The organism is Rhodococcus sp. no. 34 (assembly GCF_054589475.1).
This window is the reverse complement of record NZ_BAAILK010000046.1, coordinates 401058-413199: the sequence shown is the minus strand read 5'-3', so window position 1 is coordinate 413199 and position 12142 is coordinate 401058. Positions and strand designations below refer to the sequence as shown.

General features: G+C 62.7%; 12 protein-coding genes. 10 read left to right on the top strand and 2 right to left on the bottom strand.

Annotated features, from left to right (window positions below):
• Window positions 1–7: 7 nt before the first annotated feature.
• Both ACYP01_RS23025 and ACYP01_RS23020 read right to left on the bottom strand, forming a co-directional pair.
• Entirely contained in the window at window positions 8–928 is a 921-nt protein-coding gene (locus ACYP01_RS23025) for a hypothetical protein (RefSeq protein WP_054826060.1), read from the bottom strand.
• Window positions 925–1281: a GntR family transcriptional regulator gene (locus tag ACYP01_RS23020; RefSeq protein ID WP_047269313.1), complete on the bottom strand. Its 357-nt coding sequence runs from the start codon at window positions 1279–1281 to the stop codon at window positions 925–927. Before ACYP01_RS23020 ends, ACYP01_RS23025 begins: the two co-directional genes overlap by 4 nt.
• Before the next feature lie 145 nt (window positions 1282–1426).
• Between ACYP01_RS23020 and ACYP01_RS23015 the strand changes: the two genes are divergently transcribed.
• The 10 genes from ACYP01_RS23015 to ACYP01_RS22970 form a co-directional block, all read left to right on the top strand.
• Window positions 1427–2179, top strand: a complete 753-nt coding sequence (locus ACYP01_RS23015; RefSeq protein ID WP_007732951.1) for a YebC/PmpR family DNA-binding transcriptional regulator — start codon at window positions 1427–1429, stop codon at window positions 2177–2179.
• A gap of 124 nt (window positions 2180–2303) precedes the next feature.
• On the top strand, window positions 2304–2873 hold the full coding sequence (gene ruvC, locus ACYP01_RS23010; RefSeq protein ID WP_003943325.1) for a crossover junction endodeoxyribonuclease RuvC: 570 nt from the start codon (window positions 2304–2306) through the stop codon (window positions 2871–2873).
• Entirely contained in the window at window positions 2870–3469 is a 600-nt protein-coding gene (ruvA, locus tag ACYP01_RS23005) for a Holliday junction branch migration protein RuvA (protein ID WP_007732953.1), read from the top strand. The genes ruvC and ruvA overlap by 4 nt, the downstream gene beginning before the upstream one ends.
• Window positions 3466–4563: a Holliday junction branch migration DNA helicase RuvB gene (ruvB, locus tag ACYP01_RS23000; RefSeq protein ID WP_003943304.1), complete on the top strand. Its 1098-nt coding sequence runs from the start codon at window positions 3466–3468 to the stop codon at window positions 4561–4563. The genes ruvA and ruvB overlap by 4 nt, the downstream gene beginning before the upstream one ends.
• A gap of 138 nt (window positions 4564–4701) precedes the next feature.
• Complete coding sequence (gene yajC, locus ACYP01_RS22995) at window positions 4702–5049, top strand: preprotein translocase subunit YajC (protein WP_003943339.1); 348 nt, start codon at window positions 4702–4704, stop codon at window positions 5047–5049.
• 197 nt (window positions 5050–5246) lie between these two features.
• On the top strand, window positions 5247–6968 hold the full coding sequence (gene secD, locus ACYP01_RS22990) for a protein translocase subunit SecD (protein WP_007732956.1): 1722 nt from the start codon (window positions 5247–5249) through the stop codon (window positions 6966–6968).
• Window positions 6965–8188, top strand: a complete 1224-nt coding sequence (gene secF, locus ACYP01_RS22985) for a protein translocase subunit SecF (protein WP_007732958.1) — start codon at window positions 6965–6967, stop codon at window positions 8186–8188. The genes secD and secF overlap by 4 nt, the downstream gene beginning before the upstream one ends.
• Before the next feature lie 2 nt (window positions 8189–8190).
• Complete coding sequence (locus tag ACYP01_RS22980) at window positions 8191–9921, top strand: ABC transporter substrate-binding protein (protein WP_459682632.1); 1731 nt, start codon at window positions 8191–8193, stop codon at window positions 9919–9921.
• Window positions 9918–10496, top strand: coding sequence for an adenine phosphoribosyltransferase (locus tag ACYP01_RS22975; RefSeq protein WP_459683047.1), 579 nt, complete (start codon window positions 9918–9920; stop codon window positions 10494–10496). The genes ACYP01_RS22980 and ACYP01_RS22975 overlap by 4 nt, the downstream gene beginning before the upstream one ends.
• Before the next feature lie 98 nt (window positions 10497–10594).
• Window positions 10595–12142: RelA/SpoT family protein (locus tag ACYP01_RS22970; protein ID WP_459682629.1), on the top strand; the 1548-nt coding region annotated here is incomplete at its 3' end.

The following is a 12142-nucleotide window of genomic DNA, read 5'->3' as shown; positions in this document are numbered from 1 at the left end:
TCGTGAATCAACCAGCCTGAACCAACGAATTGATCAGCTTCACACCGTCTTCCGGGTGATCGACGGTTACGGCGAACAGTCGTCCGCTCTCGAGAGTGACCACGATGGCCTCACCCGAGCGGAGAGTGACGGCTGTTCCGCGCGGTGTCATTCGGTAACCCCATCCGCCCCATTCGGCTGGACGTATCGCGTCGACTGATGCGGACTTCACCTTCGAGATGGGGATCTTCTTCCATCGAACGCCCCAGGAACTGATGCCGACACCGTGACGGTCGACGCGCACGGTGATCGACGCGAATGCTGTGACGGCGAGTGTGGACACACCCAGGATCACGGCAACCCACCAATCCGAGTACGCGGCAGTCGCGATCACGAGAACTACGAGGCCGGCGGTAACGATCCACGGCCAGACGCTGCGGACCTGCCCGACCCACACTGCACGTTCGGAGGCCGTCAGCGGAGTGTCGAGCGTCGGGGTCGGCAGTGCCGACTCCGGGCCGCTTCGTTGCTGGTCAGGCAGCGCGTATGCCAGAACTCCTACGAGTACCGCCGCGATCGGCGCAAGAATCCACCAGCCGATACGCGCGTCTTCCGGCGACCCGGCGTCGATCGTCAGGGCGACGCTCAGAATCCAGATCGTCGCGAGTGTCGCACTCGAGATCGAGGTGACGGCCAGAAACAGGGGCGCGTTGTCGCTCGAACGGGCCGCGACGACACAGGCGCAAACGACAGCCACCAGTGAAATCACCAGCGCGATGGCGAAAAACGTCGTCGTGGTGCTGAACCCGTCCGGGGTCGATCCGGACCAATGGCTCGCGACGGTTTCGGGCAGGCGTTCATCCCACGCGAAGCGCGCGAGAACCAGGATCAGGGTCGGGATCAACGTCAGTGAAGCTGCTGTCCAGAGTCGGATCTTGCTGGTCGTCATTGTGTGCTGGTCTCCTTGATGAGGTCGAGCATGTGCGCGGTGTCGAGTCCGAGATTTCGGGCCTGCCGCACGAACTCGCGCGCAGATTCGTTGAGAGCTGTTCTTCCCGAGTCGAACTCGGCGCGAATAACGGCGCCACGTCCGCGTCGGAGGTCGATCAGGCCTTCGTCGCGGAGTGTTGCGTACGCCCGAAGAACCGTGTGGAGATTGACGTCGATCGAGTCGGCGAGAGCGCGAGCGGACGGCAGACGGTCACCGGGACCGATCTCACCGCGGATGACCGAGCCACGAACCCCGGCCGCAATCTGCTCCGCGAGTGGAGTTGTGGAGGCGTGATCTATTCGCACCAACATGTTTGCATTCTATGCAAACAATGCGTGGTTTGACTATTTCGTGTCGGGGGATGCAGCGAGTTGTGACGTGGGACGGGTAACATCGGCAGAGCTGAAAGACGCGCATTCGGCGTGCGCAACGCAGCAGGAAAGGGGCTTGAATCGCATGAGCGGCCACTCAAAATGGGCCACCACCAAGCACAAGAAGGCTGTGATCGACGCACGTCGTGGCAAATCCTTCGCGAAGCTGATCAAGAACATCGAGGTGGCGGCACGAACCGGCGGTGGCGATCCCACGGGCAACCCCACCTTGTACGACGCTATCCAGAAGGCGAAGAAGACGTCTGTTCCCAATGACAACATCGAGCGTGCGCGCAAGCGCGGCGCCGGTGAAGAAGCGGGTGGCGCAGACTGGCAGACCATCATGTACGAGGGCTACGGACCCAACGGCGTCGCCGTTCTGATCGAGTGCCTCACCGACAACCGCAACCGCGCAGCCGGTGAAGTTCGCACCGCGATGACCCGTAACGGTGGCAACCTCGCTGACCCGGGTTCCGTCTCCTACCTGTTTGCTCGCAAGGGTGTCGTCACGCTCGAGAAGAACGGCCAGTCGGAGGACGACGTCCTGATGGCTGTGCTCGACGCCGGTGCCGAGGAAGTCACCGATCTCGGTGAAACCTTCGAAATCGTCAGTGAGCCACAGGATCTGGTTGCCGTACGTTCGGCACTTCAGGAAGCCGGCATCGACTACGACTCCGCTGAAGCCGATTTCCGCGCTTCCGTCGAGGTTCCCTTGGATGTCGACGGCGCACGCAAGATCTTCAAGCTCGTCGACGCGCTCGAAGATTCTGACGACGTGCAGAACGTCTACACCAACATCGATCTGTCCGACGAGGTTCTCGCGGCTCTCGAAGACTGATTGTTCTTCAACTCAACCCGGCCCTGACGTCCGCGTCCGGGCCGGGTTGCGTGTTGATGCGGGGTAGTAGTCCCGCGCACCGCTAAGCTATCGAACAGCTGTTCGGTATGGAGAGGTGTGACAAGTGCGCGTGCTCGGAGTGGACCCAGGCTTGACTCGCTGCGGGTTGGGAGTGGTCGACGGGAGCAACGGCAGGAAAGTGCGCCCCATTGCGGTCGACGTGGTGCGGACTCCGGCCGAGATGGACCTCGGTTCTCGGCTTCTGCGGATCTCCGATGCGGCTGAACTGTGGATCGAGCAGTACAAGCCGGAGGTGGTCGCGATCGAGCGCGTGTTCGCGCAGCACAACGTCAGTACCGCGATGGGGACGGCGCAAGCAGGCGGAGTTGTCGCGCTCGCTGCCGCCAGACGCGGCATTCCGGTGTGTTTCCACACGCCCAGCGAGGTGAAGGCCGCCGTCACCGGCAGCGGTAACGCCGACAAGGCGCAGGTCACTGCGATGGTGACGCGAATTCTGAATTTGAAGACGGCGCCGAAACCGGCTGACGCTGCCGACGCTCTGGCGCTGGCGATCTGTCACTGCTGGCGAGCACCGATGATCGAGCGGATGGCCCGCGCCGAGGCGATGGCCGCTGAACAAATGCGTAAGTATCAGGCAAAATTGGCCGAGACGAAGAAGGCAGGTTCACGATGATCGCGTCGGTACGCGGCGAGGTACTCGATATTGCGCTCGATCACGCGGTCATCGAAGCGTCAGGTGTCGGCTATCGGGTCAATGCCACCCCGGTGACTCTCGGTGCGCTGCACCGGGGAAGCGAAGCGCGACTGTTCACGACGATGATCGTTCGCGAAGACTCGATGACGCTGTACGGTTTTTCCGATACCGAGTCGAAGGACCTGTTCAGCCTCCTGCAGACGGTTTCCGGAGTCGGACCGCGCCTGGCGATGGCAACTCTCGCCGTTCTCGAACCGGACGCGCTGCGGCGGGCGCTCTCGGAAGGCAACCTGACGGCGTTGACGAGGGTCCCCGGTATCGGAAAACGCGGCGCTGAGCGCATGGTCGTCGAATTGCGCGACAAAGTCGACGCCGTCGCGACGACGGCCGGCGCGGCGTCCGGCGTCGTCGTCGGCAGCTCGATCCGTGATCAGATCGTCGAGGCTCTCGAAGGTCTGGGCTTCCCGATCAAGCAGGCTGAGCAGGCCACGGATTCGGTTCTGGCGGAATCGCCCGAGGCCACCACGTCGGTCGCACTGCGTTCTGCTCTGTCGCTGCTCGGTAAGACTCGATGAACTTCGACCCGATCGACGATTTCGACGACGAGTCGCAGGTCTCTGCCGAATTGGTGGCGGGAGACGGTGATGTCGAAGCGAGTCTGCGCCCCAAGAGTCTCGACGACTTCATCGGTCAACCTCGTGTTCGCGAACAACTGCAGCTCGTGCTCACCGGAGCAAAACTTCGCGGCAGCACGCCTGATCACATCCTGATGTCCGGTCCCCCCGGGCTCGGCAAGACGTCGATGGCGATGATCATCGCGGGGGAGTTGGGCTCTTCTCTGCGGTTGACGTCCGGACCGGCGCTCGAACGCGCCGGAGACCTGGCTGCGATGCTGAGCAACCTCGTCGAGGGCGACGTGTTGTTCATCGACGAGATCCACCGAATCGCTCGTCCAGCCGAGGAGATGTTGTACCTGGCGATGGAGGACTTTCGAGTCGACGTGGTAGTCGGTAAGGGGCCAGGCGCGACGTCGATTCCTCTGGAGGTTGCACCGTTCACGCTGGTCGGTGCGACTACGCGGTCGGGTGCGCTGACCGGTCCGTTGCGTGACCGCTTCGGGTTCACCGCGCACATGGATTTCTACGAACCCGAAGAGCTGCAACAGATTCTGATGCGTTCGGCGGGAATTCTGGGCGTCGATCTCGAGGTCGACGCCGGCGCCGAAATCGCCAGACGCTCGCGGGGGACACCGCGTATCGCGAACCGATTGCTGCGACGGGTCCGTGACTTCGCGGAGGTTCGCGCCGACGGAATCGTCACCATGGATGTCGCTCAGGCCGCTTTGGCTGTGTACGACGTGGACCAGTTGGGCTTGGACCGTCTCGACCGTTCGGTACTGAGTGCATTGGTGCGTTCGTTCGGCGGCGGACCGGTAGGAGTGTCGACGCTTGCGGTGGCCGTGGGTGAGGAACCGTCGACGGTGGAAGAAGTGTGCGAGCCGTTCCTGGTCCGGGCCGGGATGATCGCCCGGACGCCGCGAGGGCGTGTGGCTACCGCCGCTGCCTGGACTCAACTCGGAATGACACCGCCGCCGGATGCCGCCGCGGGCGGTATCGAGGTTCGTGTCAACGAACCGCAGGCCACGTTGTTCGATCCGAACGGAGAGTGAATTTCGACTGGAAAGGCCTACTTGAACGGCCGATCTGTCAGGAATCCTCAGCAACTAATGGCACACTGGTGTATTGCGTAGGTCCATCCGGGACCATCGCGGCGTAAAACGTGCAACACAACCGAGGTTGATCAACACATGTCGAGTTTGCTTTTCCCCCTCTTGATCCTCGCACTGCTGGTGCCCATGTTCCTGGGCATGCGCAAGCAGAAGAAGGCCTTGGCCGCGACTTCCGAGATGCAGGACTCGCTGCAGGTCGGCGATCGGGTGCAGACCACGGCCGGGCTCTACGCCACGATCGCTTCCCTGGACGACGACACCGTGGACCTCGAGATCGCGGACGGTGTCATCACCACCTGGTCGCGTCTGGTCATCCGTGAGCGCGTCGTCGAGACGACCGAGACCGACGAGTACGACGACGACTCGATTTCCGAGATCGAAGAGTCTGCTGCCGACACCGAAATCCGGCTCACCAAGGAGTCCTGACTTCGTCGAACTGGTACGTGTTCTAGAGTTGTGAACTCGGACACACGTCCAGATCGGTTTGTCCGCTCTTACACCAGCAGCTCAGTTCACCCCGTTGATCAATCGTTGCAGTTCGAACGCCGCAGCTCGGGTGGTCGTCGACCACCCGAGCCGTGCACTAACTGAAGCTCTGCACCTACCGAGGAGACTTAAAGATCGTGGCACCTTCCACCGGAACGGTGCATCCGGTCCGCTACCTGGCCCTTTTCGGGGTCCTGGTAGTGGCACTGTATGCCCTGGTGTTCTTCACTGGAGACAAGTCGGCCACGCCGAAGCTCGGCATCGACCTGCAGGGTGGAACGCGCGTCACGTTGACCGCTCGTACCCCGGACGGCAGCGCTCCCAGTCAGGACAGTCTCAAGCAGGCTCAGGAAATCATCGAGACCCGCGTCAACGGTCTCGGCGTTTCCGGTTCCGAGGTCGTTGTCGACGGTGACAACCTCGTCATCACCGTTCCCGGCGACGACAGTGCGCAGGCTCGCTCGCTCGGCCAGACCGCTCGTCTGTACATCCGCCCGGTGACGGGTTCGATCGACGTCGCCACCCGTGACGCGAATCGGACAGCTACGCCTGAGGCGCCGGCGGCCGAAACTCCGGCCACTGATGCACCGGCCCCCGAAGCACCCGCTGACGGGACGCAGACGCCGCAGAACCGTCCGTTCCTGGCTCAGGACCCGACTACTCCCGAGGCAACGCCCGCGCCGCAGACAACGACTCCGGCCCCCACCGGGGACGCTCCGAGCGACGGCACCGACGAAGGCGACGCAGCAGCAGCGGAAATCGCCGCAGCGCGCGCCCTCCGGCAGAGCAGCGATCCGACAGTGCAGCAGCAAGCAGTGGCGAACCTCGACTGCTCCGTCGCGGATCCGCTCCGTGGAAACGACGACCCGACCCTGCCGCTGGTCGCGTGCTCGCAAGACGGACTGAACATCTATCTCCTCGGTCCTTCGATCATCGACGGCCAGGAGATTGCCGACGCGTCTTCGGTCTTCAACTCGCAGCAGTCGCGCCACGAGATCAGCCTCTCGTTCAAGACGACCGGCAGCAACACCTGGGCCGAGTTCACCTCAGCCAACATCGGCAAGCAGGCAGCGTTCACGCTCGACTCGAAGGTCGTCAGCGCTCCCACGATTCAAGGTGCAACGCCTGCGGGTAGCGCCACCTCGATCACGGGCAGTTTCACTGCCGAGAGTGCCAAAGAACTTGCCAACACACTGAAGTACGGTTCGCTTCCGCTCTCGTTCGCAGCCTCTGAGGCCGAGACGGTCTCGGCCACGCTCGGCCTGGCCTCACTGCAGGCGGCATTGATCGCCGGCGCGGTCGGTCTCGTTCTCGTTCTGCTGTACTGCCTAGTCTACTACCGCATGCTCGGCGTCCTGACGGCGTTGTCGCTGATTCTCTCCGGAGTCATGGTCTACGCGATCATGGTTCTGCTCGGCAGATACATCGGCTTCACGCTCGACTTGGCCGGCATGGCTGGTCTGATCATCGGTATCGGTATGACCGCCGACTCGTTCGTCGTGTTCTTCGAACGCATCAAGGACGAAATGCGTGAGGGCCGTAGCTTCCGCTCGGCGGTGCCACGCGGTTGGGCAAGAGCACGCCGAACAATTCTTTCCGGCAACGCGGTGAGCTTCATCGCCGCTGCAGTTCTGTACGTGCTGGCGGTCGGACAGGTGCGAGGCTTCGCCTTCACCTTGGGTCTGACGACCATTCTCGACGTGATTGTCGTGTTCCTCGTGACGTGGCCACTGGTCAGCATGGCGTCCCGTTCGGCGTTCTGGTCCAAGCCCAGCGTCAACGGTCTCGGCGCAGTGCAAGAGGTTGCCCGCGAACGTAAGGTTGCCGCCGCTGCGTCGGCTAAGGAGACACGAGCATGAGCGAGTCCAACAACTCCCCGGTGGGGTCCACCAACAGTTCCGCCGCCGAGTCCGCCGATGCGGCGGCCCGGTCGGAGATCACCGACTCAGGCGTCGATCAGGGCGCGATGCCCAAGCACAGCTGGCTCTCGCGGTTGTACACCGGAACGGGTGCGTTCGAGGTCGTCGGCAAGCGTCGCTTCTACTACGGACTGACCGGCGCTCTGGTCGCCATTGCGCTGCTGAGCATCATCCTGCGCGGCTTCACCTTCGGTATCGATTTCGAAGGCGGATCACGCATTCAGTTCCCGGCCGAGGGCGGAGTCGAGACGTCGGCGGTGGAAACCGTCTACTCCGACACACTCGGGTTCGAACCGGTCAGCGTGCAGACAGTCGGCTCGGGTGCCAGCGCAACCGTGCAGATCCGGTCGGAGACGTTGAACGCGACGCAGATCAACGATCTTCAGTCGGCTCTCTTCGACGAGTTCCAGCCCAAGGACAAGAACGGGAACCCGTCGGCGCAAGCCATCAGTTTTGCGGACGTGAGTGAAACCTGGGGCGGCCAGATCACCAAGAAGGCGCTGATCGCGCTGATTGTGTTCCTGGTGATCGTGAGTATCTACATCGCCATCCGCTTCGAGCGGGACATGGCTGTAGCTGCGATCGTTGCGTTGTTCTTCGACATCATCGTCACTGCCGGCGTCTACTCGCTCGTCGGTTTCGAGGTGACGCCCGCGACGGTGATCGGTTTGCTCACCATTCTCGGTTTCTCGCTGTACGACACGGTGGTGGTGTTCGACAAGGTCGAAGAGAACACCCGCGGTGTTCTGCATCTGACGCGCCGGACGTACGGCGAGCAGGCCAACCTCGCGGTGAATCAGACCTTGATGCGATCGATCAACACGACCGTCATCAGTGTGCTCCCGGTGATCGCTCTGATGGTCGTCGCGGTCTGGATGCTCGGCGTCGGCACACTCAAGGACCTTGCGCTCGTTCAGCTCGTCGGCATCATCGTGGGTGCGTACTCCTCGATCTTCTTCGCGACGCCGCTCCTGGTGTCGATGAAGGAACGCTGGGGACCCGTTGCCGCGCACACTCGTAAGGTGCTCTCGCGCCGGGCTACGCTGGCCGAGAAGGGTACGCAGACGGTTGCCGTCGGCGCACCAGTTGCACGCCGTGCGCCGGTTGCTCCGCAGCCGGGTGCGCGGCCGACCGGAAAGCGAAACAAGAAGGGGCACTGAACATGCTCCCAAGAACACGCACACTGGTTCGATCGATGACGTTCGTTGCGGCCACCGCTGTGGCTGCGGGTTCGTTGGCGGCCTGCTCGGAAAGCGCCGAGCAGGTTCCGTCCATCGGATATGCCATCGACAACTCCATCTCCACGTACAACGCCAACACGACAGCTGGATCGGTGTCCGGGGCGATGGCCGCGTTCGGCCGGGTGCTTCCCGGCTTCACGTTCACCGGCCCGGCCGGAGCACCTGTCTCCGACACCGACATCGGAACGGCGTCGGAGTTGCCCGGTGACGTGCTCACGGTCTCGTACAAGCTCAATCCGGCGTCCGTGTACTCCGACGGGATTCCGATGTCCTGTGACGATCTCGTCCTCACCTGGGCGGCGTCGAGTGGCAAGTTCACCGAAGACGTCGATGGTGCCGTGAAGCCCATGTTCGACACGGCGAACAATCTCGGATACGCGGACATCGACCGGATCGACTGCCAGAGCGGGGCGAAGGACGCGACGGTGTTCTTCAAACCCGGGCGATCGTTCACCGATTGGCGGTCGTTGTTCGGTGCGACTGCGTTGATGCCTTCACACGTCGTGACGCAGCGCACGGGTGTCAGCGACGTGGTGAGCGCGGTGAATGCCGGTGACACCGAAGCGTTGTCGAAGATCGCGGACTTCTGGAACACCGGGTGGAACCTGACTCCAGGTCAGGTGGACACCTCCGTACTGCCCTCCGCTGGTCCGTATCGAATCGACTCGTACAGTACCGAGGACGGCCTGGTGCTGGTCGCGAACGAGCGGTGGTGGGGCAACAAGCCTGCGACCGATCGCATCGTCGTCTGGCCACGTGGTGTGAATCTGACCGAGGATCTCGACAAGAACTCGATCGAGGTAGTCGACGTCGCTTCCGGCTCGGCTGGCGAACTCGGTACTCCGTCCGGGTTCGACGTCCAACAGATTCCGTCGCGGTCGATCGAGCAGTTCGTTCTCGCGACCTCTGGTTCGCTGGGCGACGAAGCCGCCCGTCGAGCGTTCGCGCATTGTGTTCCGCGGACGACTCTGTTCGAGAAGTTCGGGCAGACGGAGAATGCGCCGCAGGCGGGTCTGGGTTCCGGCGTGGTCGATTCGCGACTGATGGCGCCGGATTCACTCGTTTACAGCGACGCCGCTGCGGTCGACGGTGATCGGTACGCCAATGCCGACATCGAGGCTGCGAAGACGTCGTTGTCGGAAGCCGACCTCGACCAGTTGACCGTCCGGGTCGGGTACCTCGCACCGGACCCGGTGCGGGCGCAGATCGTCTCCGAAGCGAAAGCCGCGTGTGCTCCGGCGGGAATCACGGTCGAGGACGCAAGTAGCGACAGCTTCGATCCTGCGAGTCTGCAGAGTGGGGGAGTCGACGCCGTGCTTTCCGGCATGGCAGGCAAAGTCGGCGCAGGCGGAACAGCGAGCATGATCGACGCGCGTGGAGCGCTGCGATCGGGCAACGGCGCAAACCTCGGTACGTACGGAAATGCCAGGATCGATCAGATCATCGATCAGTTGAACGTGGATGCGAGCACGAGTGCGCAATTGGGACTCTCGGTGGAGGCGGAGAACATCCTGTGGACCCAGGTGCCTACGATTCCACTGTTCAATCAACTACGAACTGTCGCTGTAGCTCCAGGCATGTCGGCAGTGTTGGTCAATCCGACTCGGGCCGCTACCGGCTGGAACATGGACAGATGGGTACTACGCAGATGAGCGTCTCGAATGGTGTTGCCTTGCACACGACTGAAGAATTGATCGCAATCCACCGGGCTGCCGCGGACGCCATTGTTCGGCTGACCCGCTGGGCGGACAACTTTCCCGGTCCCGGTGTTCGGTTCGCCGATCTGACTCCGGTGTTCGCCGACGCCGAGGGGTTCGGGGCCGTGCTCGATGCCCTTGTCGCCTGTGCTCCGGACGCCGACACGATCGCCGCCGTCGATGCTCGTGGATTCCTGCTCGGTGCCGGTGCGGCCGCGAAGATGGGTGCGGGAGTCGTTGCCGTGCGGAAGGTCGGCAAACTGCCGCCGCCGGTGCTCTCTCGTTCGTACAGCCTCGAGTACGGATCCTCGACTCTCGAGATTCCCGCAAACGGCTTCGATCTCACCGGGCGGAATGTTCTGGTGATCGACGACGTTCTGGCTACCGGAGGGACACTCGAGGCGGCTGTACAGTTGGTCGAGTTGGGTGGAGCGAACGTCGTCGGCGTCGCAGTGGTGCTCGAGATCGAGGAACTGCGCGGTCGAGATCGCGTCTTGAAGTACCCACTGACATCACTGGTGAAGGTCTGAGTATTAAAGTTGTCTCCTGGGGGTCGAGTTAGACCTCCAGGGCAATTACCCGATGCAGGGCGGTTGCCTCAACCAACTCGGTGGTAGGAGGTGGCGACATGACGTCGAATCTTGATCGATCACAGAACTCGGGTGCAGTGTCGCAGGAGTCGGGTGCAGTTCCGGCTCCGGAGACGACACCATCGAAGTCAGCGGTGCCCGACGATTCGGGATCTGCGCAAACTACCGGCAATCGGGGTGGGCAGAATCTGGCCGTGCCCGCTTCCGCCTCCCGTAGGGTGCGCGCTCGGCTTGCTCGACGCATCACCGGTCAGCGCAACGCCACCATCCGCCCGGTGCTCGAGCCGTTGGTCAGCCTCCACCGTGAGCTGTATCCGAAGGCCGACCTCGCGCTGCTCCAGCGTGCGTACGACGTCGCCGAGGACAGACATTCGAGCCAGCGGCGCAAGTCCGGCGATCCGTACATCACGCATCCGTTGGCCGTCGCAAGCATTCTGGCCGAGTTGGGAATGGACACCACCACCCTCGTCGCAGCCCTTCTGCACGACACCGTCGAGGACACCGGTTACTCACTCGAGGAGTTGACCAAGGACTTCGGTGACGAGGTCGCTCACCTGGTCGACGGCGTCACCAAACTCGACAAGGTCGTTCTCGGCACCGCCGCCGAGGGCGAAACCATCCGCAAGATGATCATCGCGATGGCGCGGGACCCGCGCGTGCTCGTGATCAAGGTTGCGGATCGTCTGCACAACATGCGCACGATGCGATTCCTGCCGCCCGAAAAGCAGGCGCGCAAGGCGCGAGAGACTCTCGAAGTCATTGCGCCACTTGCGCATCGACTCGGTATGGCTACCGTCAAGTGGGAACTCGAGGACCTCTCGTTCGCGATCCTTCACCCGAAGAAGTACGACGAGATCGTTCGACTGGTCGCAGATCGCGCGCCCTCTCGTGACACCTATCTGGCCAAGGTTCGGGCCGAGATCAACTCGACTCTGTCCGCCTCGCGGATCAATGCCATCGTCGAGGGCCGGCCCAAGCATTACTGGTCGATCTACCAGAAGATGATCGTCAAGGGCCGCGATTTCGACGACATCCACGATCTGGTCGGCGTGCGCATTCTGTGCGAAGAGGTGCGTGACTGTTACGCCGCGGTCGGCGTTGTCCACTCACTGTGGCAGCCGATGGCCGGACGCTTCAAGGACTACATCGCACAGCCGCGCTACGGCGTCTACCAGTCACTGCACACCACCGTCGTGGGACCGGAAGGCAAGCCCCTGGAGGTCCAGATCCGGACCCAGGACATGCACCGGACCGCCGAGTTCGGTATCGCCGCGCACTGGCGGTACAAGGAGACCAAGGGCAAGCACGCGGGCGACATCGCCGAGGTCGACGACATGGCGTGGATGCGTCAGCTACTCGACTGGCAACGTGAAGCGGCCGATCCGGGGGAGTTCCTCGAATCGTTGCGTTACGACCTCGCGGTCAAGGAGATCTTCGTCTTCACGCCGAAAGGCGACGTCATCACGTTGCCTGCCGGATCGACTCCCGTCGATTTTGCATACGCCGTGCACACCGAGGTCGGGCACCGATGCATCGGTGCCAGGGTCAACGGCCGACTGGTCGCGCTGGAACGAACTCTCGAAAAC